Here is a 24,822-nt window from a genome sequence, read left to right as displayed (position 1 = left end):
TTAACGGGTAATGACTCCAACTTATTGATAGTGTTTTATGTTCAGATAATGCCCGATGACTTTGTCATGCAGCTCCACCGATTTTGAGAACGACAGCGACTTCCGTCCCAGCCGTGCCAGGTGCTGCCTCAGATTCAGGTTATGCCGCTCAATTCGCTGCGTATATCGCTTGCTGATTACGTGCAGCTTTCCCTTCAGGCGGGATTCATACAGCGGCCAGCCATCCGTCATCCATATCACCACGTCAAAGGGTGACAGCAGGCTCATAAGACGCCCCAGCGTCGCCATAGTGCGTTCACCGAATACGTGCGCAACAACCGTCTTCCGGAGACTGTCATACGCGTAAAACAGCCAGCGCTGGCGCGATTTAGCCCCGACATAGCCCCACTGTTCGTCCATTTCCGCGCAGACGATGACGTCACTGCCCGGCTGTATGCGCGAGGTTACCGACTGCGGCCTGAGTTTTTTAAGTGACGTAAAATCGTGTTGAGGCCAACGCCCATAATGCGTGCAGTTGCCCGGCATCCAACGCCATTCATGGCCATATCAATGATTTTCTGGTGCGTACCGGGTTGAGAAGCGGTGTAAGTGAACTGCAGTTGCCATGTTTTACGGCAGTGAGAGCAGAGATAGCGCTGATGTCCGGCAGTGCTTTTGCCGTTACGCACCCCCCCGTCAGTAGCTGAACAGGAGGGACAGCTGATAGAAACAGAAGCCACTGGAGCACCTCAAAAACACCATCATACACTAAATCAGTAAGTTGGCAGCATCACCCATTAACGGACTGTCTCTCCCTTGTCGCCCATTAGGCTGATGGTGTGTTATATCGGTATCAACCTTATTTGGGTTGATATAGAAAGCCTCCGGAACCACCCTGTAACTCCTCCCGTGTAGTTCAGGTGCAGGATAAATGTTTCCATTCCTTGCCCATCGTCTCAGCGTTGATATTGATGGTGGGTTATCCGGATATCTGAGTTTTCCCCACGTTTTGAGTGTCACAAGATTCATTGCCATACCTCTCACGATATGACCGCCAGTAAATATACAGAATACTGGCGGGTGTGGTTGATTTTTAATAATCAGCTATGAAGTTCTAATCTGGATATAATGAAATTCACGAGGACTGAAGTTTCTCGCAATTAAAATTTATCAGTTTTACTTTCTGCTCTCTGGAAGCGCCTGCTTCTTTTTCCCCTGAGAGCATTTTTTCGCATTCTGATTTCGTTAGTTTTTTCTTTGAGTATCTTGTCCAGCTGGCAGGAGAACCACCTTCCTTTTCAATAGTGGCTGTAATTTTATACATGAACACCTCCATTAATATTTTCAAAAACCGTGTCCAAAATGCACTTGGTTTTACACCGGAATATTCTCATCGTATCCTGCTTGTTGCGTTTCGTTTTGTGTTTGTGGATCCGGGAATGCATATTCAACGCCTTCCAGTTCAATCCATAGTGCATTACGACCAGCTTTGATTGTCGGCCAGTCCATACCTTTGATTCTTTCCCATGAGCGGGAGGTGAATGTTTTTTCCAGCAAATCAGCTTTTGCGCGTTTGGCGTCGTTACTGGTGCCCCCATGGTGTTTGTTGAGCAACTCGATAATTTCATCAAGTGCGATTTCTTTTGCACGCTTTTCTTTTAGCCATGTCGGTGTACCGTCGTTGGCAAATAATTCACTGTTATCCCGTGAGGTATCGATGCCGAGGTGTTCACCTCCCAGGTTAAGAAACTCGATATGAGGAAGAAAGTTTTTAAATGTTGGGTTTGAAAATACCTGTCCATCAATACGGGTGGAGCGATCTTTTAGTATTCTGGCGGTGCGCCACACCTGACCGGTTTCTATGTTCATTTGCTTCTCCATCTGGATCAGGATGGAGGGTTCATAACCGGTTTCTGTTTCTGCTTTCATTTTTATACCGGTTTTTGCCAACTGGCGTTTGCCATCATCACCTTCGAAAAAGTCATACTCATATCCTGCACGCCCGCACATAATAATGTGCGCCTGACTGTTAACAAATCGATCGGTAAAGCGTCGCCACTCCTGTTTGAGCCACGCCCAGTCTGAAAATTCCAGTCCTCGTTTACGGTTTCGGCGTCTGGCATACTCGTCGCATAATCCGGTCCAGAAGTGACTGATGGAGTCGATGATCATTACGGAACCGCTGCTTTCCGCTTCATTAATGGCTTCAAGCAGATCAACAAACGAGCGGGTTTTTGCCGTAAATAATTCGATATTTTCCGCATCAAAGCGGGGTTTAACCCAGTCAGAGCCTGTTTCTGTGTCCAGAAACATTACCGGGCGGTTACCAGCTTCAATTCCCCGTTGCCGCATAAGCATTACCAGACCAATAGCCAGTTCGCTTGCTGTGTAGGTTTTGCCGTCGCCAGCAAACCCCATAATTCCTGCTTTTAGATAGGCCTGTGTGTTTATTGCTCGTTGAAAAAGCGCCATAGATTTTAGTCCTCCAAATCAATATCAACCTGGTGGTGGGCAATGGTTTCAGCCATGTACCGGATGTGTTCTGCCATGCGCTCCTGAAACTCAACATCATCATCAAATGCGTGGCTGATTGCCTGTTTATTGGCACCGTGGCGTTGCAAATGGTCGATGCAGAGCGATTCAAACAGGTGCTGAGGCAGACTGAGGTGTACTGGCAATAGCGGACACTACCATTTGTTCTTTTTTTAAGCAGCCATCTGATGATATTTTTCCCTGAAGGCTGCCGGGGAGATATTCCCCAGACGAGAGTGACGACGCTGACGATTGTAGAAAATCTCAATGTATTCCCGTATTACTGAGATGGCTTCATCCCGGTTATTAAAACGATAGTGGCTCAGGCTCTCATTTTTCAGCGTTCCCCAGAAGCTTTCCATCGGAGCGTTGTCGTAACAGTTACCTTTACGCGACATTGATGTTTTCAGACCAGACTGCTCCTGTATGACCCGGTAATCGTATGCGCAGTACTGTGAACCTCGATCAGAGTGGTGGATTAGCCCGGCAGGTGGGCGCTGGCTCCTGAGCGCCATAAACAGGGCTTTACCTGTCAGCTCTTTTGTCATGCGCTCTCCCATGGCGTAGCCGACAATTTCGCACGTATAAACATCTTTGATGCCAGCGAGGTACAACCATCCCTCCTGTGTGGCAACATACGTCAGGTCCGCCACCCAGACCTGATTTGGTGCTGTAGGAGCGAACGTCTGGTTCAGCAGATTTGGCGCAACTGGCAGATTGTGGTTCGAGTTCGTAGTCGCTCTGAACTTGCGTTTCTGCTTACAGCGTAGCCTTAGCTCCTTACGAAGACGTGCCAGTCGGTCACGACCAACGATGATGCCATTCTCTGCCAGCTCCGTCTGGAGCCGCCGGGTTCCATATGTTTCGCGAGTGCGGATATGTGCCACCTTAATCTCCAGTTTTAGCCGCTCATCACTTTGTTTTCTGTCTGAGGGTTCATGCTGTACCCAGTTGTAATAACCGCTCCTGGATACACCAAATACCTGACACATCGCTTCAATGGGAAATTGTTGTCGCCATTGTTCGATTAACGCGTATTTTTCAGCGACTCCTGTGCAAAATACGCTGTTGCTTTTTTTAATATATCTCGCTCAAGGCGAGCTTCATTTAACGCCTTACGCAGTTGCAGAATTTCAGATTCCAGTTCAGCCACCGTGCGGGAACCAGGAGTACCGAGCCCTTTTCTGGCGGCGGTAACCCATTGTCCTAAAGTGCCTTCAGGAAGAGATAATCGGGAAGCGCCTTCACTGATCGAAAGTTGATTTTCAAGAACCGTTCTGACAGCTTCGGCTTTGAACTCTTTAGAGTAACGTTGGGTTTTTCTGCTCATTATTAGCTCCTTCTGATGCCATTCTATTTCAGGAAGGAGTGTCCGTTAAACTCAGGCTACCTCAGACCTTTTTCCAGGTCGTCCGCCAGTTCCGTTTCTTTTTCTTCACGAACGATCTGCTGGTAGTGACGAGCCCATGCCATTTCTTCAATACGATCAAAAATCGGGTAAGCGCTCATCACTGGTCACTCCAAAATTTTCAAGCTTGTTGGCAATCATCATTGCGATGTCAGGGATTGCAGGCGCATAGGCTATGCACGCAGGATTCGCACATAAACCGTAAACCGCCGCAATCAACACCTGTCTTTTCCAGTTGAGTTCATCTTCGCCAGTTTCATTATTGCTATCATTATGCTGATCGCTGCCAGCGTTCTCCGGTAACAAATCATCAGCTTTTTCCGTTTTCTTCGGCTCTTCTTCCTGTGCTTCATCTGGTTTTTTTTCGTCAAAAGTTTCCTGATAAGTTGCGTCTCCCATCACCGCGCCACAGTCAGGGCAGTTATCCTCGCCAGTCTGATTGCAGGGTGTTCCCTCCTCCGGTTCGCTGTTCTGGTGCTGTTTATCTTCAGTCTGTCGCACTTCATTTTCCGTTTTTTTGACTTCATTTGAGGAGATATGATGACCGGGAATCCATTTCGGTTCATTCGGGTCGCTAATCCCTGAGGTAGCCTGAGTTTAACGGACACTCCTTCCTGAAATAGAATGGCATCAGAAGGAGCTAATAATGAGCAGAAAAACCCAACGTTACTCTAAAGAGTTCAAAGCCGAAGCTGTCAGAACGGTTCTTGAAAATCAACTTTCGATCAGTGAAGGCGCTTCCCGATTATCTCTTCCTGAAGGCACTTTAGGACAATGGGTTACCGCCGCCAGAAAAGGGCTCGGTACTCCTGGTTCCCGCACGGTGGCTGAACTGGAATCTGAAATTCTGCAACTGCGTAAGGCGTTAAATGAAGCTCGCCTTGAGCGAGATATATTAAAAAAAGCAACAGCGTATTTTGCACAGGAGTCGCTGAAAAATACGCGTTAATCGAACAATGGCGACAACAATTTCCCATTGAAGCGATGTGTCAGGTATTTGGTGTATCCAGGAGCGGTTATTACAACTGGGTACAGCATGAACCCTCAGACAGAAAACAAAGTGATGAGCGGCTAAAACTGGAGATTAAGGTGGCACATATCCGCACTCGCGAAACATATGGAACCCGGCGGCTCCAGACGGAGCTGGCAGAGAATGGCATCATCGTTGGTCGTGACCGACTGGCACGTCTTCGTAAGGAGCTAAGGCTACGCTGTAAGCAGAAACGCAAGTTCAGAGCGACTACGAACTCGAACCACAATCTGCCAGTTGCGCCAAATCTGCTGAACCAGACGTTCACTCCTACAGCACCAAATCAGGTCTGGGTGGCGGACCTGACGTATGTTGCCACACAGGAGGGATGGTTGTACCTCGCTGGCATCAAAGATGTTTATACGTGCGAAATTGTCGGCTACGCCATGGGAGAGCGCATGACAAAAGAGCTGACAGGTAAAGCCCTGTTTATGGCGCTCAGGAGCCAGCGCCCACCTGCCGGGCTAATCCACCACTCTGATCGAGGTTCACAGTACTGCGCATACGATTACCGGGTCATACAGGAGCAGTCTGGTCTGAAAACATCAATGTCGCGTAAAGGTAACTGTTACGACAACGCTCCGATGGAAAGCTTCTGGGGAACGCTGAAAAATGAGAGCCTGAGCCACTATCGTTTTAATAACCGGGATGAAGCCATCTCAGTAATACGGGAATACATTGAGATTTTCTACAATCGTCAGCGTCGTCACTCTCGTCTGGGGAATATCTCCCCGGCAGCCTTCAGGGAAAAATATCATCAGATGGCTGCTTAAAAAAAGAACAAATGGTAGTGTCCGCTATTGCCAGTACACCTCAGAATCCGGGGAGGCCCGGGGGCGGGCCTCTGTTTTTCCGGAGTCAGTCCGGTCTGTGGTTTATGCGATGTGATTATGAATGGTGCAGTTGTGAGCCGTTTTCAGGCAATCGCAGGGCCAGTACCTCGTCAGTCAGCTGACGGTAAATCTGCTGTTCAGTCTCACGCATCACCTGTGCACCGGCTTCCCTCTCCGCATCCGCATCACCGCTCAGACCTGATGCTTTCAGCCGGTCAGCCACCCTCTGAGGGTACTCATTCTCCAGCATCTCATATTTCTGCTCTTCTGCCAGCGCCCAGCGGTCAGCTTCCGTACGCTTCAGTACAGCATGCCATGGTCCCCAGAGGGAGAACCAGTCCGTAAATTCATTCTCTTCACGGCTTCTGACCATGGCTTCGGCAGTGCGGAGGTCATTTGCTGTCACTCCCGACACGCCATAGAAACGCATTTCCTTCACGGCAGTGGAGAGCTGAAGTTTCTCTGCGAGCATGGTCTGGAAGGCCAGGTAGACTTCTATCTCATCCACAAAATGGAGAGTTCTGACTTTATCCCGGGCAATGTCCTCCAGAATTTCGAGGCGGAACATTTCCCTGCCCAGGGAGAGCAGAGCGCCGGTATCATTATCGAAAAGGCCTTCAGATGCCTGATGGACCAGGAGGGTTTTCCGGAGATTGTTCCATGTGAGCGCGACACGGTCCTCACAGCTCTCAGTGGCATCAGCAGCAACAGCGAAAGACTGCTGTCGAAGCTCCGCAGAGGCACTGAGTTTTTCCAGCCATGCAGCGACCTGTTCACGGAATCCGGAGGTATTGCGTGCAGAGACGGTATCGGAAAGGCGGTCAAGGAACGCGGAAAAGGTGTTGGCGTGCTCTTCATGTTCAAAAGCATGCCATATCTGTGATACATCAGATTGTTTGTTTTCCGGGAACCATGCTGTCACGGCATCAGCCAGGGGGCGATGGAGTGTATTCTGTTGTCCGTCACTCATGGAGAAGTAAATCCGTGGGCCGTGGTAGTCCGGTTGGGCGGTTTGTTGCGACAGAGACTCCCTGATCCGTGAGGACAGAGGATTGTCTTCGAGGATGATAGTGCAGGTCGGATCAAGGCTAAGTATATTTTCCGGAATGTATGTGATGCGATTCTCGCGGCACCGGAAAAATATCTCGGTTTCCTCTGAGTGATGATTTCTTACAGGTACGGCTGGTAGGCTTTCCAGAAGATTAGTACTTACATCGAGCGCTTCCAGTGATTCAGGTAACTCAGGGAGAAATGTCAGCTGGTTATTTCTTACTGAGAGCACTTCCAGCGATGTAGGTAATTCAGGAAGCATGGTTAGCTGATTGTTATCTGCATTAATATATTCCAGCAATGCAGGCAATTCAGGAAGCATGGTTAGTTGGTTGTTATCTACATCAAGATGTTTCAGAGATGCGGGTAATTCAGGAAGTGTTGACAGGTGATTGTCACAGGCGTCAAGGTATTCCAGCGATGCTGGCAATTCTGGTAATGATATTAGGGCATTCTGAGTAATTTCCAGAACAGTGATTTGAGGTGGTAAGTTGTCAGGTAGCGAGGACAGATTTAAACGATTCAGTTGAAGCTCACTGAACTGATTGATGAGACATTCTTTAAGTAGGGAGACCGCTTCATTCCGATTTTCACCGGGGAGCGCTTGTTTTTCCCATTTATCCCATGCTGAAAAGTAATCAGCATATGTACCGGAAATAGTGTTATAAAAAGAATTTTGGGACAATGAAAAGTTATTATTTATCGGTAACATGATGGACATTCAGTTAAAGCCGATGGACAAATGGCTTTGTTAAAAGAAATAAGTAGGAGTTTTTATGAAGTTCATTCCATGAAATGAACTTCAGCACTTTTTTATTATAAAAGGACAAACAAAATTGGCTGTAAAAAAACGATACTGTTTCAGTTAACTGTGAATAGTGAGGTGTACTGGCAATAGCGGACACTACCATTTGTTCTTTTTTTAAGCAGCCATCTGATGATATTTTTCCCTGAAGGCTGCCGGGGAGATATTCCCCAGACGAGAGTGACGACGCTGACGATTGTAGAAAATCTCAATGTATTCCCGTATTACTGAGATGGCTTCATCCCGGTTATTAAAACGATAGTGGCTCAGGCTCTCATTTTTCAGCGTTCCCCAGAAGCTTTCCATCGGAGCGTTGTCGTAACAGTTACCTTTACGCGACATTGATGTTTTCAGACCAAACTGCTCCTGTATGACCCGGTAATCGTATGCGCAGTACTGTGAACCTCGATCAGAGTGGTGGATTAGCCCGGCAGGTGGGCGCTGGCTCCTGAGCGCCATAAACAGGGCTTTACCTGTCAGCTCTTTTGTCATGCGCTCTCCCATGGCGTAGCCGACAATTTCGCACGTATAAACATCTTTGATGCCAGCGAGGTACAACCATCCCTCCTGTGTGGCAACATACGTCAGGTCCGCCACCCAGACCTGATTTGGTGCTGTAGGAGCGAACGTCTGGTTCAGCAGATTTGGCGCAACTGGCAGATTGTGGTTCGAGTTCGTAGTCGCTCTGAACTTGCGTTTCTGCTTACAGCGTAGCCTTAGCTCCTTACGAAGACGTGCCAGTCGGTCACGACCAACGATGATGCCATTCTCTGCCAGCTCCGTCTGGAGCCGCCGGGTTCCATATGTTTCGCGAGTGCGGATATGTGCCACCTTAATCTCCAGTTTTAGCCGCTCATCACTTTGTTTTCTGTCTGAGGGTTCATGCTGTACCCAGTTGTAATAACCGCTCCTGGATACACCAAATACCTGACACATCGCTTCAATGGGAAATTGTTGTCGCCATTGTTCGATTAACGCGTATTTTTCAGCGACTCCTGTGCAAAATACGCTGTTGCTTTTTTTAATATATCTCGCTCAAGGCGAGCTTCATTTAACGCCTTACGCAGTTGCAGAATTTCAGATTCCAGTTCAGCCACCGTGCGGGAACCAGGAGTACCGAGCCCTTTTCTGGCGGCGGTAACCCATTGTCCTAAAGTGCCTTCAGGAAGAGATAATCGGGAAGCGCCTTCACTGATCGAAAGTTGATTTTCAAGAACCGTTCTGACAGCTTCGGCTTTGAACTCTTTAGAGTAACGTTGGGTTTTTCTGCTCATTATTAGCTCCTTCTGATGCCATTCTATTTCAGGAAGGAGTGTCCGTTAAACTCAGGCTACCTCATAGCTTGCTTGCACCGTATTGTTCTTGTTTTTCGGTTAGTTAAACATCGTACTTCATATTTGAACGTTCTGCCGGAATGCATTATCAATAGAGGTAAAGTCGCAACCCCAAATCGTAAAGGAAACCGTAGCACGTCGTATGCAAGAACGTGCCACGGCTGGCTGATGGATGTTCGATAGCGCGAGTTTGAATGAAAATCAGCCGGAGATGATTTTACATAATTGCTACGGAATTATTCAATACAGGAATTGCTTGCGTCTGCATGGATTGACCTGAAATATTCCCGAAAATTTCTCTAAAAAACTCGAAAAAAATGGTAACTGGTTGAATGTATTAATATGCAATGGTACGTGTCAGGGATTAAAAGATGAACGTAAATTTATTTAACGCATTAATTTTAAAGGGTTTTATTGTTTGTTGACGAAAACAGGAATCGTGTTCGGTCTCTTTTTATCTGTTAAAAGCCAGAAGCATTTCCTTCGCTGACTTTATAGTCAACCATAACACACACTCTACTGTCTGAGTCCAACGTTTTTTAACATTCTTGTTAAAATTATGTGATCTTTAGCGCGGGAGGAAAATATTGATGAAACAGCCTGCGCCCGTTTATCAGAGAATTGCGGGTCATCAATGGCGACATATCTGGCTTTCTGGCGATATACACGGTTGTCTTGAGCAGTTGCGCCGCAAATTATGGCATTGTCGTTTTGATCCGTGGCGAGATTTACTTATCTCAGTGGGAGACGTTATCGATCGTGGGTAATGACTCCAACTTATTGATAGTGTTTTATGTTCAGATAATGCCCGATGACTTTGTCATGCAGCTCCACCGATTTTGAGAACGACAGCGACTTCCGTCCCAGCCGTGCCAGGTGCTGCCTCAAATTCAGGTTATGCCGCTCAATTCGCTGCGTATATCGCTTGCTGATTACGTGCAGCTTTCCCTTCAGGCGGGATTCATACAGCGGCCAGCCATCCGTCATCCATATCACCACGTCAAAGGGTGACAGCAGGCTCATAAGACGCCCCAGCGTCGCCATAGTGCGTTCACCGAATACGTGCGCAACAACCGTCTTCCGGAGACTGTCATACGCGTAAAACAGCCAGCGCTGGCGCGATTTAGCCCCGACATAGCCCCACTGTTCGTCCATTTCCGCGCAGACGATGACGTCACTGCCCGGCTGTATGCGCGAGGTTACCGACTGCGGCCTGAGTTTTTTAAGTGACGTAAAATCGTGTTGAGGCCAACGCCCATAATGCGTGCAGTTGCCCGGCATCCAACGCCATTCATGGCCATATCAATGATTTTCTGGTGCGTACCGGGTTGAGAAGCGGTGTAAGTGAACTGCAGTTGCCATGTTTTACGGCAGTGAGAGCAGAGATAGCGCTGATGTCCGGCAGTGCTTTTGCCGTTACGCACCACCCCGTCAGTAGCTGAACAGGAGGGACAGCTGATAGAAACAGAAGCCACTGGAGCACCTCAAAAACACCATCATACACTAAATCAGTAAGTTGGCAGCATCACCTCGATCGTGGGCCGCAAAGTTTACGTTGTCTGCAGTTACTGGAACAACATTGGGTTTGTGCGGTAAGAGGCAATCATGAACAGATGGCGATGGATGCGCTGGCATCCCAGCAGATGTCTTTGTGGTTGATGAATGGCGGCGACTGGTTTATTGCGCTGGCAGATAATCAACAGAAACAAGCGAAAACGGCGCTGGAAAAATGTCAGCATTTGCCCTTTATTCTTGAAGTACACAGTCGTACCGGCAAACATGTTATTGCTCATGCCGATTATCCAGATGATGTTTATGAATGGCAAAATGAGGTAGCCTGAGTTTAACGGACACTCCTTCCTGAAATAGAATGGCATCAGAAGGAGCTAATAATGAGCAGAAAAACCCAACGTTACTCTAAAGAGTTCAAAGCCGAAGCTGTCAGAACGGTTCTTGAAAATCAACTTTCGATCAGTGAAGGCGCTTCCCGATTATCTCTTCCTGAAGGCACTTTAGGACAATGGGTTACCGCCGCCAGAAAAGGGCTCGGTACTCCTGGTTCCCGCACGGTGGCTGAACTGGAATCTGAAATTCTGCAACTGCGTAAGGCGTTAAATGAAGCTCGCCTTGAGCGAGATATATTAAAAAAAGCAACAGCGTATTTTGCACAGGAGTCGCTGAAAAATACGCGTTAATCGAACAATGGCGACAACAATTTCCCATTGAAGCGATGTGTCAGGTATTTGGTGTATCCAGGAGCGGTTATTACAACTGGGTACAGCATGAACCCTCAGACAGAAAACAAAGTGATGAGCGGCTAAAACTGGAGATTAAGGTGGCACATATCCGCACTCGCGAAACATATGGAACCCGGCGGCTCCAGACGGAGCTGGCAGAGAATGGCATCATCGTTGGTCGTGACCGACTGGCACGTCTTCGTAAGGAGCTAAGGCTACGCTGTAAGCAGAAACGCAAGTTCAGAGCGACTACGAACTCGAACCACAATCTGCCAGTTGCGCCAAATCTGCTGAACCAGACGTTCACTCCTACAGCACCAAATCAGGTCTGGGTGGCGGACCTGACGTATGTTGCCACACAGGAGGGATGGTTGTACCTCGCTGGCATCAAAGATGTTTATACGTGCGAAATTGTCGGCTACGCCATGGGAGAGCGCATGACAAAAGAGCTGACAGGTAAAGCCCTGTTTATGGCGCTCAGGAGCCAGCGCCCACCTGCCGGGCTAATCCACCACTCTGATCGAGGTTCACAGTACTGCGCATACGATTACCGGGTCATACAGGAGCAGTCTGGTCTGAAAACATCAATGTCGCGTAAAGGTAACTGTTACGACAACGCTCCGATGGAAAGCTTCTGGGGAACGCTGAAAAATGAGAGCCTGAGCCACTATCGTTTTAATAACCGGGATGAAGCCATCTCAGTAATACGGGAATACATTGAGATTTTCTACAATCGTCAGCGTCGTCACTCTCGTCTGGGGAATATCTCCCCGGCAGCCTTCAGGGAAAAATATCATCAGATGGCTGCTTAAAAAAAGAACAAATGGTAGTGTCCGCTATTGCCAGTACACCTCAAAAGGACGTTGATTTGCATCAGGTCTTGTGGAGCCGCTCGCGATTAGGTGAACGCCAAAAAGGGCAGGGAATTACAGGTGCTGATCATTTCTGGTTTGGTCATACACCGTTGCGACATCGCGTGGATATTGGCAACCTGCATTATATTGATACCGGTGCTGTCTTTGGGGGCGAACTGACTCTTGTGCAATTGCAATAATTAAAAATCACCGTACTCCTGTGCAGGTCGCCAGAAACCATCTATAAAATCCTCAATCGGAAAACAACCGCCATGGCGGATCCGTTGATCGCTCATAGAATAAAGACACTGCTGTTCCGTGTTGTAGACATCCACAACAATATCTTCACAACCGCCATCCAGGTAGCAAACAAAAAGTACCAGCGCGAACATTTCATCCCCGAAGTGTGGTGCCGTACCGTTAAGTTTAGGAGAGATTTTACAACGGGGGAATAACCAGGACAAATAACCCGCCATCCCGACGGGTTCTTTTTGGATCAGGCAAGACGCATAATCCAGGCATCAGATTGTTGATCGTAACGGGTACGGTAAAGGACAGAGTGTTCGCCATTTAGCAGGGCAGGGATACTGGTTTCAGCATCCCAGGCATCGAGTTGCATACATAAATCGGGGTCAGATTTACAAGGAATGGTTAACGGGTGATGCTGCCAACTTACTGATTTAGTGTATGATGGTGTTTTTGAGGTGCTCCAGTGGCTTCTGTTTCTATCAGCTGTCCCTCCTGTTCTGCTACTGACGGGGTGGTGCGTAACGGCAAAAGCACTGCCGGACATCAGCGCTATCTCTGCTCTCACTGCCGTAAAACATGGCAACTGCAGTTCACTTACACCGCTTCTCAACCCGGTACGCACCAGAAAATCATTGATATGGCCATGAATGGCGTTGGATGCCGGGCAACTGCACGCATTATGGGCGTTGGCCTCAACACGATTTTACGTCACTTAAAAAACTCAGGCCGCAGTCGGTAACCTCGCGCATACAGCCGGGCAGTGACGTCATCGTCTGCGCGGAAATGGACGAACAGTGGGGCTATGTCGGGGCTAAATCGCGCCAGCGCTGGCTGTTTTACGCGTATGACAGTCTCCGGAAGACGGTTGTTGCGCACGTATTCGGTGAACGCACTATGGCGACGCTGGGGCGTCTTATGAGCCTGCTGTCACCCTTTGACGTGGTGATATGGATGACGGATGGCTGGCCGCTGTATGAATCCCGCCTGAAGGGAAAGCTGCACGTAATCAGCAAGCGATATACGCAGCGAATTGAGCGGCATAACCTGAATCTGAGGCAGCACCTGGCACGGCTGGGACGGAAGTCGCTGTCGTTCTCAAAATCGGTGGAGCTGCATGACAAAGTCATCGGGCATTATCTGAACATAAAACACTATCAATAAGTTGGAGTCATTACCTGGTTAACGTTCGATCACCCGGCGATTCACCGTGTAATTCGCCGTCGTCGATTTCAAAAGCGCCTATGCGCACACTGGTTTTCATCTTCGTGCTCTCCATTTAGCTGCCGGTTGTGGTACGACCAGTCCGATCGCACCATTTTTCAGCCTAGTTGAGGCAGCCGAATGTGCCAGTCAAAAAGTGCGCTTTTTTTGTGCGCTGTCAGGCGTTACCGGTAAAAAGTTTCCCATCGCGCACCAGTTCACGCGGATAGCTGTTTTTCAATCGCGAACCAATCCGTTTGGCTAAACCAATCGGTTGATGCTGGAAAGTAACCAACACGTCATCCGCCACTGGCGCGGCTTGCGGGTAAACATCGCGCCCGCGATACCACTCCTCCGCTTCCTGCGGTGTCAGTTCAAAAGCGTTCACATTGTCGGGGGTGGCAAGGGCAATAACTGCTTCATGCTGCCAGCGATAACCTTTGTTGTGCGTTTCGGCAAGTTTAATCCCCAAGCGAGAAAATCGGACTTTACCGATCAGGGCTTCAATGCCCACCGGGAACAACCACAGTTCTTTGTCACGCTGCCAGAGGCGCAGGTTTTCATCCCAGTTTAAGCCAACACCTGCAGCCGCCTGACGAATTTGTCCAGCTTCGCGATCTTTCACTGGGCTGAACGGAAAATTACCGACTTTGTATTTGGGGGCGGGTAAGGCGGGAATCGCCTGAGTTTTACGCAGACGAGCAACGAAGAAGCCTTCGCAGTCGTAAATTTGTGGGAAAACATGCAAAAAGCCTTCCTCGGTCAGCGCCTTGTTTGCACCAGGGAAGAGATCACCAAGCGGTAAAAACTCTACTGCGTCGGGGTAAGTCTCTTTCAGCCACAGGCAAACGGCTTCGTTTTCTTCCTGGTTTAAGGTACAGGTCGAGTAAACCAGCGTACCGCCAGGGCGTAATGCATGAAAGGCGCTGTCGATCAGTTCCCGTTGGGTAGCTGCGATTTCCTGATTGCTTTCTGGTGACCAGTTTTTTAGCGCATCGGGATCTTTACGCACCACGCCTTCGCCGGAGCAGGGAGCGTCCAGCAAAATGGCATCAAACATTTCTGGCACTGCCGCACCAAACACGCGGCCATCAAAATGTGTGAGCGCAACATTACTGATACCACAGCGGCTGATATTGGCATGTAACACTTTTACCCGACTGGCGGAAAACTCATTGGCAAGAATTGCCCCTTCGTTATTCATCCGCGCGGAAATTTGCGTCGTTTTGGAGCCAGGCGCGGCAGCGACATCCATCACCCGCTGTGGTGCATTACCGTCAGCAAACAAGGCGGCGACGGGCAACATTGAACTGGCTTCCTGAATATAAAACAGGCCACTTAAATGCTCGGCGGTACTACCCAATGGCAATGCATCTTCATTGTCGCGTTCAATCCAGAAACCTTCTTCACACCACGGAATTGGCGTAAGCGTCCAGCCATAAGGAGCGGTTAATTGCAGGAAATCAGCAACGGAGATTTTCAGCGTATTAACGCGAATGCTGCGGCGCAACGGGCGCTGACAGGCGGCAAGAAAATCATCAAAAGAGAGCGTCGAAGGCATCGCTTCGCGCATTTGCGTCAGAAAGGCGTCCGGGAAATAAACGGTGTGTTGGGCCACGAGCATATACCACTGGCAAAAAAAACAGGCGCGCAGTTTAGCATAAACGCTCCGGCGCAGGCACGCCGGAGCAGTGGGCATTATTTGGGAAGCGCAGTACCCCATTCACGCCACTCTTTCGGTTCACTTTCCTGCAACAGGAAGTGCTTGCCTTCCTGGGCTTTCGGTGCCAGTGGCGTACCCGGAGGCGTGGCGAAGGCGATGCCGCCACGGATAAACTGGTTAAAGGTGCCGGTTTTCACTACGCCGCCCGTCAGACCAAAGTCCAGACTGTAACCCGATGCCAACCAGAAGACGGAATTGTTACGCACCAGGTGTTGATAGCGTTTACTGATGCGCATCGCAATCATCACGCGATCTGACAATGTCCCCAGCGTCATTCCGGTAACCGTACCTACTTCCAGACCACGGAACAGCACAGGCGTACCAATACCTAACGAACCGGCTTCCGGTGCTTCGACAATAATGCTTAAGCCATCCAGGTAACGCGAATCAGTAATAGTAGCTTCTTGCAACTCAAAGTCACGGCGAGGATTACCCCGACCTGGTTCGACATTGATATACGGCTGGAGGATAGTATCTAGATGCTCAACGCCCGCGGCTGAAATTTGCGGTGTGACCACCGAGAAGCGCGTACCGCCGCGGGCGAAGGTCTGGACATACTCCGGATAGAGCACCGCCTTTGCCTGTACTTCATTGCGCGCGGTAATCAGATCCAGCGTCTGGATTTGCCCGATATCAATACCGAGATAGCGAATTGGCATCCCGACCGCCAGTTTTCCGGCATCGAAAGCGTGAAGCGTAATCTGCCCACCAACCGCACGGGCCGCTGTTTCGGAAGCATACAGAATTCGTTTGTCGCCTTTACGCTGACTGGCGCTGGCACCGCTGAGGTTATCGAAGCTAATGGCTCCCTTTAATGCTCTGGAGAGCGGGGATGCCTGTACGGTCAGGCCACTACCATTCAGCTGAACTTTCGCCCCGCCTTCTGCCCAGAACACGCTATTGCTGGTCAGAAGGTTGCGATACTCCGGCTTAATATGCAGATCGATATCAAACGCGTTAGCTCGCGGACGCACGGTAATCACTTCACCAACTTCAAATTTACGGTACAGCACTACCGAGCCTGCCTGCACATCCGGCAGCGTCTCTGCACTCAAACTCACGGTTGTGGTGGGTAAATCGCTAAGGCTGTTCTCCAGCGCTTTTTCCAGATTGGCATACAGTGGATAGCTGGCTTTCATCTCACCTTTATCGCCTGGCAGAATACGTATCCCGCCGTTAATCCATTCTGAGGCGCTGGCACCAAGAAACTCAACGCCATCCAGCCCCACCTTCACGTCGACACGGCTGTTGACGACAAATTTGCTATCGCCTTTTACCAGTTCGCGATGCTGAGGCTCGATGGCGACGGTAAAGGTAACGCCTTTGCTGGTGAGTTTACGATCAATAACCTGGCCTACCTGCACGCCGTGAAGAATGAGCGGCTGACCAGCATCAATACCGTAACTTTCCGGCGCGGTCAGGGTCAGCGTCAGAACATCAGGTTCATGCAGCAGTGCTTTTTCGCCTGGCACAACAACGAACTCTTTGCGTGGCTCGCCATCGCCGGGTACCAACTCGAAGGTTTTGCCAGTCAGCAGGGCGCTGAGATTGGCATCGCTAAGGGATAATTTCGGATTAAGTAATTCGATGCGGGTATTTTCACGAAGCAGGGTAACGACGCTGGGATTAACTGTCATTTCCCCAGTGACTTTACCACCAGGATTTAAATCCAGTTTAGTTAGCTGTCCGACTTCCAGTCCCTGATACATTAATGGCGTCGAGTCGGCGGTTAATCCGGCCCCACTCGGCAGTTCCAGTTTGATTATTACGCCACGCTGGCTATGGGCGAGGTCTTCATACAGACCAAAGGTATCTTCCGCCTCGGCAGGTTTCGACTCTTCAGGTGAATCGAAGGCAATCGCACCGTTAACCAGTGCCGCCAGACTTTCCAGTTTCACCTTCGCGCCACTGATACTGACGTTGGCATCAACGCCGGAAACGTTCCAGAAACGGCTACCTTTTTTCACCAGGTCGGTAAAACGCCGCTCGATCAGGACATCAATCACCACGCCTTGCTTGTTGGGATTGATGGCATAGTCGTAGACTTTTCCCACAGGGATCTTGCGGAAATAGACCAATGAACCGCTGTTCAGCGAACCGAGATCGGGGGCTTGCAGGTGGATCATCAGATCGCCATTGTCCAGTCGATATTTCGGTTGGGTATCGAGTGCGACAAAGTGATCCTGCTCTTTACCTTTACCTGGCATCATGCCGATATAGTTACCACCGACGAGGGCGTCCAGCCCGGAGACACCTGCCAACGATGCTTTTGGCGTCACCAGCCAGAACTGAGTCTCTTCGCGCAGCGCATCTTTCATATCGGACTTGATGCTGACCTTGACTTCAATCTTACGAAGATCGTCGCTGAGGCTGATATCCTGCACTGTTCCGACTTCAACGCCCTGATAACGAACAGGCGTACGGCCCGGGACAATACCATCCGCCGACATAAAGTCGATGGTGACGGTATTACCCCGGTCCTGATAACTGTCCCAAATCAGCCAACCGGCAATCATTAGCGCGATGAAAGGCAGCAGCCAGAAAGGTGAGATACGGCGTTTATTTTTAATCTGCGCTTCAGTCGTCGAAGCGGGCGTTTCCTGACTCATGTGCATCCCAAAGTAAGCGGCTGTCCAGCCATTCCACAGCAAGAATAGTCAAAATTACGGCTGCGCCAAAATAAAACGCAGCCGGTCCCATAGTAAAAGCGAGGATCTGATCGCGATTAATCAGCGACATGGTTAAAGATATGACAAACAGGTCGAGCATCGACCAGCGTCCAATCCAGGTCACCATCCGCAGTAACAGAATGCGTGTGCGTAAACCTTGCTGGCATTTAAAATGAATGCTCAACAGTAAAGTGAACATGACGATCACTTTAGTAAACGGTACCAGAATACTGGCGATAAACACGATTCCGGCGACCGCAATGTTGCTACTTGCCAGCGACATAATCCCGGAAAGAATCGTATCTTCCTGCCGGCCACCATTCAGATAAATGATAGAAATAGGCAATAGGTTGGCTGGTAACAACAAAACGATTGACGCTAACAGCGCCGCCCAGCATTTTTGCAAACTATGACGACGACGCAGGCGTAGCGGGATATGGCAACGCGGGCAGCGACCACGCTGATCAGGATAGCCGGTAAAATGGCACCCAAGACAGACACGAAGTTTCTCGTCCCTACGCGTAGCGGGGCGCTGCGGATAATATCGCTCCCACAGCTCCTCAACATTAAGATGTGACAACGTCACCGTCGTTAAAATCACCAACGCCACAAAAGAGAACAAGCCGACACCCGCCTGGATATGGGCATAATCCTGTACCTTTATAGAAGCAACGCCAATGCCGACCAGGTAGATATCCAGCATTACCCACTCTTTAAGACGCTCAAGCATCAGCAGTACCGGACGTAAATTCATTCCCAGTCGGTTACCAAACCATAAATATGCTATGGAGGACACCAGAATGAGGGGGGCACCAATAACGCAGAAAAAGACCATCGCCCCCGTTATCGTATCGCCCTGTTTGGTCATTTGCCAGATGCCTTGCATGACGTTGGCGTCGATACGAATACCTAACAGCCAGATATGCAACAGCGGTTCGCCCCAGGCAAACGGCATCAGCAACAGCATGGTGAAAGCCATTGCCGCCAGGCGCGTTAGCGACCAGTCGCGCCCGTCGCGAATTTTTGCCTGACAGCGCGGACAATAGGCACTCTGATGAGAATTTATCTCGGGCAGGCTAAACAGCATGTCACATTGCGGGCAACGTTGGTAATCACCACGCGGCAGTTCCTCGCCGATTGCCCTCACTGTTATCTTTTTTGTCGGCGTAATTTGTGGTGTGTTAAGAGCCATGACGTGCCAAATGTAATAAGAATTAACATTAATCTTAACCCATGATGGGAATGATCTTGAGCATTAACGCATTTAATGCTTATTTTAATAGGCTGGCAGTTCCAGGTAAGACAAACAAGTGATTATATAATGAACAAAACAGAATTTTACGCGGATTTAAATCGCGACTTTAACGCGCTGATGGCGGGAGAAACCAGTTTTCTGGCAACGCTTGCGAACACCAGTGCGTTGTTATACGAGCGTCTCACTGACGTAAACTGGGCAGGTTTTTATTTGCTTGAGGACGATACACTGGTACTCGGACCATTTCAGGGCAAAATTGCCTGTGTCCGGATACCCGTCGGGCGCGGGGTGTGCGGCACTGCGGTTGCCCGCAATCAAGTGCAGCGTATCGAGGATGTTCACGCGTTTGACGGGCATATTGCCTGTGATGCGGCGAGTAATTCTGAAATTGTTCTGCCGCTGGTGGTGAAAAATCAGATTATTGGTGTTCTTGACATCGATAGTACCGTCTTCGGTCGCTTTACAGACGAGGACGAGCAAGGCTTACGTCAGCTTGTGGCACAGCTTGAAAAAGTGCTTGCAACGACGGATTACAAAAAATTCTTTGCGAGCGTCGCAGGATAATCAACGGATAACGTAGCATTTACTGGTAGCGTCATTATAATGACGCCTGTTCATGCCTGCGCTTGTTGGCTACGTCCGTTGTAATCAGGAAATTTCATGGAAAATCAACCTAAGTTGAATAGCAGTAAAGAAGTAATCGCGTTTCTGGCCGAACGTTTTCCCCACTGTTTCAGTGCGGAAGGTGAAGCGCGTCCGCTGAAAATCGGTATTTTTCAGGATTTGGTCGATCGTGTTGCCGGGGAAATGAACCTGAGCAAAACGCAATTACGATCCGCTTTACGTCTCTACACTTCGAGCTGGCGTTATCTTTACGGTGTTAAACCCGGCGCAACGCGTGTCGATCTTGACGGCAACCCATGCGGTGAGCTGGACGAGCAACATGTAGAGCATGCTCGCAAGCAGCTTGAAGAAGCGAAAGCGCGTGTTCAGGCACAGCGTGCTGAACAGCAAGCGAAAAAACGCGAAGCTGCCGCAGCTGCTGGTGAGAAAGAAGACGCACCGCGCCGCGAACGCAAGCCACGTCCGACCACGCCACGCCGCAAAGAAGGCGCTGAACGTAAACCTCGTGCGCAAAAGCCGGTAGAGAAAGCGCCAAAAACAGTAAAAGCACCTCGCGAAGAACAGCACACCCCGGTTTCTGACATTTCAGCTCTGACTGTCGGACAAGCCCTGAAGGTGAAAGCGGGTCAAAACGCGATGGATGCCACCGTATTAGAAATCACCAAAGATGGCGTCCGCGTCCAGCTGAATTCGGGTATGTCTTTGATTGTGCGCGCAGAACACCTGGTGTTCTGAAACGGAGGCCGGGCCAGGCATGAACATGTTTTTTAGGCTTACCGCGTTAGCTGGCCTGCTTGCAATAGCAGGCCAGACCTTCGCTGTAGAAGATATCACGCGTGCTGATCAAATTCCGGTATTAAAGGAAGAGACGCAGCATGCGACGGTAAGTGAGCGCGTAACGTCGCGCTTCACCCGTTCTCATTATCGCCAGTTCGACCTCGATCAGGCATTTTCGGCCAAAATCTTTGACCGCTACCTGAATCTGCTCGATTACAGCCACAACGTGCTGCTGGCAAGCGATGTTGAACAGTTCGCGAAAAAGAAAACCGAGTTAGGCGATGAACTGCGTTCAGGCAAACTCGACGTTTTCTACGATCTCTACAATCTGGCGCAAAAGCGCCGTTTTGAGCGTTACCAGTACGCTTTGTCGGTACTGGAAAAGCCGATGGATTTCACCGGCAACGACACTTATAACCTTGACCGCAGCAAAGCGCCCTGGCCGAAAAACGAGGCTGAGTTGAACGCGCTGTGGGACAGTAAAGTCAAATTCGACGAGTTAAGCCTGAAGCTGGCAGGAAAAACGGATAAAGAAATTCGTGAAACCCTGACACGCCGCTACAAATTTGCCATTCGTCGTCTGGCGCAAACCAACAGCGAAGATGTTTTCTCGCTGGCAATGACGGCGTTTGCGCGTGAAATCGACCCGCATACCAACTATCTTTCCCCGCGTAATACCGAACAGTTCAACACTGAAATGAGTTTGTCGCTGGAAGGTATTGGCGCAGTGCTGCAAATGGATGATGACTACACCGTTATCAATTCGATGGTGGCAGGTGGTCCGGCAGCGAAGAGTAAAGCTATCAGCGTTGGTGACAAAATTGTCGGTGTTGGTCAAACAGGCAAGCCGATGGTTGACGTGATTGGCTGGCGTCTTGATGATGTGGTTGCCTTAATTAAAGGGCCGAAGGGCAGTAAAGTTCGTCTGGAAATTTTACCTGCTGGTAAAGGGACCAAGACCCGCACTGTAACATTGACCCGTGAACGTATTCGTCTCGAAGACCGCGCGGTTAAAATGTCGGTGAAGACCGTCGGTAAAGAGAAAGTCGGCGTGCTGGATATTCCGGGCTTCTATGTGGGTTTGACAGACGATGTCAAAGTTCAACTGCAGAAACTGGAAAAACAGAATGTCAGCAGTGTGATCATCGACCTGCGTAGCAATGGCGGTGGGGCGTTGACCGAAGCGGTATCGCTCTCAGGTCTGTTTATTCCTGCGGGTCCCATTGTTCAGGTCCGCGATAACAACGGCAAGGTTCGTGAAGACAGCGATACCGACGGGCAGGTGTTCTATAAAGGCCCGCTGGTGGTACTGGTTGACCGTTTCAGTGCTTCGGCTTCAGAAATCTTTGCCGCGGCAATGCAGGATTACGGTCGTGCGCTGGTTGTGGGTGAACCGACGTTTGGTAAAGGCACCGTTCAGCAATACCGTTCATTGAACCGTATTTACGATCAGATGTTACGTCCTGAATGGCCAGCGCTGGGTTCTGTGCAGTACACGATCCAGAAATTCTATCGCGTTAACGGCGGCAGTACGCAACGTAAAGGCGTAACGCCAGACATCATCATGCCGACGGGTAATGAAGAAACGGAAACGGGTGAGAAATTCGAAGATAACGCGCTGCCGTGGGATAGCATTGATGCCGCGACTTATGTGAAATCAGGCGATTTAACGGCCTTTGGGCCGGAGCTGCTGAAGGAACATAATGCGCGTATCGCGAAAGATCCTGAGTTCCAGAACATCATGAAGGATATCGCGCGCTTCAACGCTATGAGGGACAAGCGCAATATCGTTTCTCTGAACTACGCTGTGCGTGAGAAAGAGAATAATGAAGATGATGCGACGCGTCTGGCGCGTTTGAACGAACGCTTTAAACGCGAAGGTAAACCGGAGTTGAAGAAGCTGGATGATCTACCGAAAGATTACCAGGAGCCGGATCCTTATCTGGATGAGACGGTGAATATCGCACTCGATCTGGCGAAGCTTGAAAAAGCCAGACCCGCGGAACAACCCGCTCCCGTCAAGTAATATCAATCAGGCACAAGAAATTGTGCCTGATTTTTTAACAGCGGCAAGATGCCGTAAATCAGATGCTACAAAATGTAAAGTTGTGTCTTTCTGGTGACTTACGCACTATCCAGACTTGAAAATAGTCGCGTAACCCATACGATGTGGGTATCGCATATTGCGTTTTGTTAAACTGAGGTAAAAAGAAAATTATGATGCGAATCGCGCTCTTCCTGCTAACGAACCTGGCCGTAATGGTCGTTTTCGGGCTGGTACTGAGCCTGACAGGGATACAGTCGAGCAGCGTTCAGGGGCTGATGATCATGGCCTTGCTGTTCGGTTTTGGTGGTTCCTTCGTTTCGCTTCTGATGTCCAAATGGATGGCATTACGATCTGTTGGCGGGGAAGTGATCGAGCAACCGCGTAACGAAAGGGAACGTTGGCTGGTCAATACTGTAGCAACCCAGGCTCGTCAGGCAGGGATCGCTATGCCGCAAGTGGCTATCTACCATGCGCCGGACATCAACGCTTTTGCAACCGGTGCGCGCCGTGATGCCTCTCTGGTTGCTGTCAGCACCGGTTTGCTGCAGAACATGAGCCCGGATGAAGCCGAGGCGGTAATTGCTCACGAAATCAGCCACATCGCCAATGGTGATATGGTCACCATGACGCTGATTCAGGGCGTGGTGAACACCTTCGTTATCTTTATTTCCCGTATTCTGGCGCAGCTTGCCGCGGGTTTTATGGGCGGAAATCGTGATGAAGGTGAAGAGAGCAACGGCAACCCGCTGATCTACTTTGCGGTTGCAACGGTTCTGGAACTGGTGTTTGGTATTCTGGCGAGCATTATCACCATGTGGTTCTCGCGTCATCGTGAATTCCATGCTGATGCCGGTTCGGCAAAACTGGTTGGTCGCGAGAAAATGATTGCCGCGCTGCAGCGCCTGAAAACCAGCTATGAACCGCAAGAAGCAACCAGCATGATGGCTTTCTGCATTAACGGTAAGTCGAAATCGCTCAGTGAGTTGTTCATGACTCACCCGCCGCTGGATAAACGAATTGAAGCTCTGCGTACGGGTGAATACCTGAAGTAATATGAAGTAAATACTAAAAAGCGCGTCCTGATCGACGCGCTTTTTTTATGCCCTGGATCGTGGCTGAGTGATACGTAAACCACTGACACAGGCAGCAATCACTGCCAGAATAGCCGCAGCCATCAGCGAAACGTGCGTACCATTATCACCGAACTGATTTAGCATCAGCGCCACCAGTGCCGCGCCGCTACTCTGACCCAGTAGACGAGCCGTTCCTAACATGCCACTGGCTCCACCGCTACGTTCGCGAGGAGCGGAGGTAATAATGGTGTGGTTATTGGGTGACTGGAACAAGCCAAATCCAGCGCCACATAAGATCATCGGCCAGATAATATTGATATCCGCAGGTGACGCGGGCAGCAGAACCAGGGGAAAAAGCCCCGCAGCCATGATGAACAACCCTAGAGCACCCAGCAATCCTGCATGTACGCGTTCAATCAAATAGCCTGCCAACGGAGCCATCACCATCGTTGCTAACGGCCACGGTGTCAGAAGTAAACCTGTTTCGACTTCACTACGCCCGAGCACGGTTTGCAGGTAAAAGGGCAGGGAAACCATTGCCAGCATTTGTGCGCAGAAAGAGCAAACAGATGTGCAAATAGAAAGTGAAAACAGCGGGATACGCAGTAAATCCACCGGTAGCAGCGGTACGGGAAGAGAAAGCTGGCGGCGAATAAAGAAAATACCAACAACAACCATTACCACCAGTTCCGCAGCAATTAACGTCAGCGATTGCCCCTGAGCGAAACCACTCAACGCAGTGATAAGCAGGCCGAAGGTTAACGCGTTCATCACGGCGCTGGGCAGGTCGAAACGGGGTTTACTGGCGCGAGAACCATTGGGTGGCAGAAAACGCATCGCCAGAAGCAGGGCGATAATACCTAACGGTACGTTGATTAAAAATAACCATTTCCAGGATGCGATGGAGAGGATTGCTGCAGCAATTGTCGGCCCGGCAGCAGAAGAGACGGCAACAATATGGCGATTGTTGGCAGGGCGACGTTGGCGATTGCGCCGTCAAGGACAGCCATCGAAATGCCAATCACAATGGTTAATATCGCACCGTATCGCTGGGGCAATGGCAGGCCGTCGGCCTGAACTTTTGGCATAGGAATTTTATATCTTTGGTGAATAATCAACAGGGGTATGATTCTAGCACTGATA

Annotated in this window: 20 protein-coding genes and 8 pseudogenes; 10 read left to right on the top strand and 18 right to left on the bottom strand. The window is 49.8% G+C overall.

Annotation, left to right across the window (positions count from 1 at the left end):
* Positions 1-21: 21 nt before the first annotated feature.
* From C1P89_RS08765 to C1P89_RS08725, 8 genes and pseudogenes are all read right to left on the bottom strand, one after another.
* Positions 22-719, bottom strand: a protein-coding gene (locus C1P89_RS08765) for an IS1-like element IS1A family transposase (RefSeq protein WP_229318984.1) whose coding sequence is annotated in 2 segments (ribosomal slippage) — positions 22-470 and positions 470-719 — 699 coding nt in all. Because the reading frame shifts where the segments join, the coding sequence is not laid out codon by codon here.
* Positions 720-747: 28 nt separating this feature from the next.
* Complete coding sequence (locus C1P89_RS08760; protein ID WP_077447296.1) at positions 748-1,008, bottom strand: excisionase; 261 nt, start codon at positions 1,006-1,008, stop codon at positions 748-750.
* Positions 1,009-1,114: 106 nt separating this feature from the next.
* Positions 1,115-1,303: a DUF1187 family protein gene (locus C1P89_RS08755; protein WP_000276803.1), complete on the bottom strand. Its 189-nt coding sequence runs from the start codon at positions 1,301-1,303 to the stop codon at positions 1,115-1,117.
* A 50-nt stretch (positions 1,304-1,353) separates the two neighbouring features.
* Positions 1,354-2,451, bottom strand: coding sequence for an AAA family ATPase (locus C1P89_RS08750; RefSeq protein ID WP_001173292.1), 1,098 nt, complete (start codon positions 2,449-2,451; stop codon positions 1,354-1,356).
* 5 nt (positions 2,452-2,456) lie between these two features.
* Positions 2,457-2,639: pseudogene (locus C1P89_RS08745) on the bottom strand (host-nuclease inhibitor Gam family protein); the annotation flags it as partial.
* A gap of 45 nt (positions 2,640-2,684) precedes the next feature.
* Positions 2,685-3,841, bottom strand: a protein-coding gene (locus tag C1P89_RS08735) for an IS3-like element IS600 family transposase (protein ID WP_087879964.1) whose coding sequence is annotated in 2 segments (ribosomal slippage) — positions 2,685-3,592 and positions 3,592-3,841 — 1,158 coding nt in all. Because the reading frame shifts where the segments join, the coding sequence is not laid out codon by codon here.
* A gap of 62 nt (positions 3,842-3,903) precedes the next feature.
* A pseudogene (locus tag C1P89_RS08730) lies at positions 3,904-4,020 on the bottom strand (host-nuclease inhibitor Gam family protein); the annotation flags it as partial.
* A complete protein-coding gene (locus C1P89_RS08725) occupies positions 3,998-4,318 on the bottom strand; it encodes an exodeoxyribonuclease VIII (RefSeq protein WP_241556168.1) in 321 nt (106 codons plus the stop codon). The gene C1P89_RS08725 and the pseudogene C1P89_RS08730, both read right to left, overlap by 23 nt.
* Positions 4,319-4,565: 247 nt before the next feature.
* On the opposite strand from C1P89_RS08725, the gene C1P89_RS08715 reads away from it, so the two are divergent.
* Positions 4,566-5,722, top strand: a protein-coding gene (locus C1P89_RS08715) for an IS3-like element IS600 family transposase (RefSeq protein WP_094096605.1) whose coding sequence is annotated in 2 segments (ribosomal slippage) — positions 4,566-4,815 and positions 4,815-5,722 — 1,158 coding nt in all. Because the reading frame shifts where the segments join, the coding sequence is not laid out codon by codon here.
* A 115-nt stretch (positions 5,723-5,837) separates the two neighbouring features.
* Here the strand turns inward: C1P89_RS08715 and ipaH3 are convergent.
* Both ipaH3 and C1P89_RS08700 read right to left on the bottom strand, forming a co-directional pair.
* On the bottom strand, positions 5,838-7,553 hold the full coding sequence (gene ipaH3, locus C1P89_RS08705) for a T3SS effector E3 ubiquitin-protein ligase IpaH3/Hc (protein ID WP_077137862.1): 1,716 nt from the start codon (positions 7,551-7,553) through the stop codon (positions 5,838-5,840).
* A gap of 201 nt (positions 7,554-7,754) precedes the next feature.
* A protein-coding gene (locus tag C1P89_RS08700) for an IS3-like element IS600 family transposase (protein WP_085948186.1) occupies positions 7,755-8,911 on the bottom strand; the annotation gives its coding sequence in 2 pieces (ribosomal slippage) (positions 7,755-8,662 and positions 8,662-8,911; 1,158 coding nt in all).
* 650 nt (positions 8,912-9,561) lie between these two features.
* Here C1P89_RS08700 and C1P89_RS08690 point away from each other — a divergent pair.
* Positions 9,562-9,735: pseudogene (locus C1P89_RS08690) on the top strand (metallophosphoesterase); the annotation flags it as partial.
* 13 nt (positions 9,736-9,748) lie between these two features.
* Here C1P89_RS08690 and C1P89_RS08685 read toward each other — a convergent pair.
* Positions 9,749-10,446 (bottom strand): IS1-like element IS1A family transposase gene (locus C1P89_RS08685; protein WP_094096600.1). Its coding sequence is split into 2 segments (ribosomal slippage): positions 9,749-10,197 and positions 10,197-10,446, totalling 699 coding nucleotides; the frame shifts between segments, so codons are not numbered across the junction.
* Positions 10,447-10,500: 54 nt separating this feature from the next.
* Between C1P89_RS08685 and C1P89_RS08680 the strand changes: the two are divergent.
* The 3 genes and pseudogenes from C1P89_RS08680 to C1P89_RS08670 form a co-directional block, all read left to right on the top strand.
* A pseudogene (locus tag C1P89_RS08680) lies at positions 10,501-10,806 on the top strand (metallophosphoesterase family protein); the annotation flags it as partial.
* A gap of 57 nt (positions 10,807-10,863) precedes the next feature.
* Positions 10,864-12,020 (top strand): IS3-like element IS600 family transposase gene (locus C1P89_RS08675; protein ID WP_094096605.1). Its coding sequence is split into 2 segments (ribosomal slippage): positions 10,864-11,113 and positions 11,113-12,020, totalling 1,158 coding nucleotides; the frame shifts between segments, so codons are not numbered across the junction.
* A 41-nt stretch (positions 12,021-12,061) separates the two neighbouring features.
* Positions 12,062-12,262 (top strand): annotated as a pseudogene (locus C1P89_RS08670) (serine/threonine-protein phosphatase); the annotation flags it as partial.
* On the opposite strand, the gene C1P89_RS08665 reads toward C1P89_RS08670, so the two are convergent.
* Together C1P89_RS08665 and C1P89_RS08660 are read right to left on the bottom strand one after the other, a co-directional pair.
* Complete coding sequence (locus C1P89_RS08665) at positions 12,263-12,454, bottom strand: YdfD/YebW family protein (RefSeq protein WP_001296140.1); 192 nt, start codon at positions 12,452-12,454, stop codon at positions 12,263-12,265.
* 104 nt (positions 12,455-12,558) lie between these two features.
* Positions 12,559-12,717 (bottom strand): annotated as a pseudogene (locus C1P89_RS08660) (DUF1480 family protein); the annotation flags it as partial.
* A 57-nt stretch (positions 12,718-12,774) separates the two neighbouring features.
* Here C1P89_RS08660 and C1P89_RS08655 point away from each other — a divergent pair.
* Positions 12,775-13,472 (top strand): IS1-like element IS1A family transposase gene (locus C1P89_RS08655; protein ID WP_094096600.1). Its coding sequence is split into 2 segments (ribosomal slippage): positions 12,775-13,024 and positions 13,024-13,472, totalling 699 coding nucleotides; the frame shifts between segments, so codons are not numbered across the junction.
* Positions 13,473-13,488: 16 nt separating this feature from the next.
* Here the strand turns inward: C1P89_RS08655 and C1P89_RS25900 are convergent.
* The 4 genes and pseudogenes from C1P89_RS25900 to yebS all read right to left on the bottom strand — a co-directional run.
* Positions 13,489-13,572 (bottom strand): annotated as a pseudogene (locus C1P89_RS25900) (DUF1480 family protein); the annotation flags it as partial.
* Between the two features lie 117 nt (positions 13,573-13,689).
* Positions 13,690-15,129 (bottom strand): 16S rRNA (cytosine(1407)-C(5))-methyltransferase RsmF, encoded by a 1,440-nt coding sequence (rsmF, locus tag C1P89_RS08650; RefSeq protein WP_005138560.1) that lies wholly within the window; start codon positions 15,127-15,129, stop codon positions 13,690-13,692.
* A gap of 80 nt (positions 15,130-15,209) precedes the next feature.
* Positions 15,210-17,843, bottom strand: a complete 2,634-nt coding sequence (yebT, locus tag C1P89_RS08645; protein ID WP_005138565.1) for a lipid-binding membrane homeostasis protein YebT — start codon at positions 17,841-17,843, stop codon at positions 15,210-15,212.
* Positions 17,812-19,095: a membrane integrity lipid transport subunit YebS gene (yebS, locus tag C1P89_RS08640; RefSeq protein ID WP_001207284.1), complete on the bottom strand. Its 1,284-nt coding sequence runs from the start codon at positions 19,093-19,095 to the stop codon at positions 17,812-17,814. The genes yebT and yebS overlap by 32 nt, the downstream gene beginning before the upstream one ends.
* A gap of 129 nt (positions 19,096-19,224) precedes the next feature.
* Between yebS and msrC the strand changes: the two genes are divergently transcribed.
* The 4 genes from msrC (at position 19,225) to htpX (ending at position 23,658) form a co-directional block, all read left to right on the top strand.
* On the top strand, positions 19,225-19,722 hold the full coding sequence (msrC, locus tag C1P89_RS08635) for an L-methionine (R)-S-oxide reductase (protein WP_001043882.1): 498 nt from the start codon (positions 19,225-19,227) through the stop codon (positions 19,720-19,722).
* A 96-nt stretch (positions 19,723-19,818) separates the two neighbouring features.
* A complete protein-coding gene (gene proQ, locus C1P89_RS08630) occupies positions 19,819-20,517 on the top strand; it encodes an RNA chaperone ProQ (protein WP_000431370.1) in 699 nt (232 codons plus the stop codon).
* A 19-nt stretch (positions 20,518-20,536) separates the two neighbouring features.
* On the top strand, positions 20,537-22,585 hold the full coding sequence (prc, locus tag C1P89_RS08625; RefSeq protein WP_011310196.1) for a carboxy terminal-processing peptidase: 2,049 nt from the start codon (positions 20,537-20,539) through the stop codon (positions 22,583-22,585).
* A gap of 191 nt (positions 22,586-22,776) precedes the next feature.
* Positions 22,777-23,658 (top strand): protease HtpX, encoded by an 882-nt coding sequence (gene htpX / locus C1P89_RS08620; RefSeq protein WP_000984517.1) that lies wholly within the window; start codon positions 22,777-22,779, stop codon positions 23,656-23,658.
* 45 nt (positions 23,659-23,703) lie between these two features.
* Here htpX and C1P89_RS08615 read toward each other — a convergent pair.
* Positions 23,704-24,767: pseudogene (locus C1P89_RS08615) on the bottom strand (MFS transporter).
* Positions 24,768-24,822: the final 55 nt, after the last annotated feature.

The organism is Shigella sonnei (assembly GCF_002950395.1).
Classification (GTDB): Bacteria; Pseudomonadota; Gammaproteobacteria; order Enterobacterales; family Enterobacteriaceae; genus ECMA0423.
The sequence above is the reverse complement of the archived record's forward strand: the minus strand, read 5'-3'. Positions and strand labels throughout refer to the sequence as shown.

Excerpts from the sequence above, each read along its gene's own strand:
- C1P89_RS08665 (WP_001296140.1), bottom strand. The coding sequence starts at position 12,454 with ATGTTCGCGCTGGTACTTTTTGTTTGCTACCTGGATGGCGGTTGTGAA.
- C1P89_RS08750 (WP_001173292.1), bottom strand. The coding sequence starts at position 2,451 with ATGGCGCTTTTTCAACGAGCAATAAACACACAGGCCTATCTAAAAGCA.
- msrC (WP_001043882.1), top strand. The coding sequence starts at position 19,225 with ATGAACAAAACAGAATTTTACGCGGATTTAAATCGCGACTTTAACGCG.
- ipaH3 (WP_077137862.1), bottom strand. The coding sequence starts at position 7,553 with ATGTCCATCATGTTACCGATAAATAATAACTTTTCATTGTCCCAAAAT.
- prc (WP_011310196.1), top strand. The coding sequence starts at position 20,537 with ATGAACATGTTTTTTAGGCTTACCGCGTTAGCTGGCCTGCTTGCAATA.
- yebT (WP_005138565.1), bottom strand. The coding sequence starts at position 17,843 with ATGAGTCAGGAAACGCCCGCTTCGACGACTGAAGCGCAGATTAAAAAT.
- proQ (WP_000431370.1), top strand. The coding sequence starts at position 19,819 with ATGGAAAATCAACCTAAGTTGAATAGCAGTAAAGAAGTAATCGCGTTT.
- htpX (WP_000984517.1), top strand. The coding sequence starts at position 22,777 with ATGATGCGAATCGCGCTCTTCCTGCTAACGAACCTGGCCGTAATGGTC.
- yebS (WP_001207284.1), bottom strand. The coding sequence starts at position 19,095 with ATGGCTCTTAACACACCACAAATTACGCCGACAAAAAAGATAACAGTG.
- C1P89_RS08755 (WP_000276803.1), bottom strand. The coding sequence starts at position 1,303 with ATGTATAAAATTACAGCCACTATTGAAAAGGAAGGTGGTTCTCCTGCC.
- C1P89_RS08725 (WP_241556168.1), bottom strand. The coding sequence starts at position 4,318 with ATGGGAGACGCAACTTATCAGGAAACTTTTGACGAAAAAAAACCAGAT.
- C1P89_RS08760 (WP_077447296.1), bottom strand. The coding sequence starts at position 1,008 with ATGAATCTTGTGACACTCAAAACGTGGGGAAAACTCAGATATCCGGAT.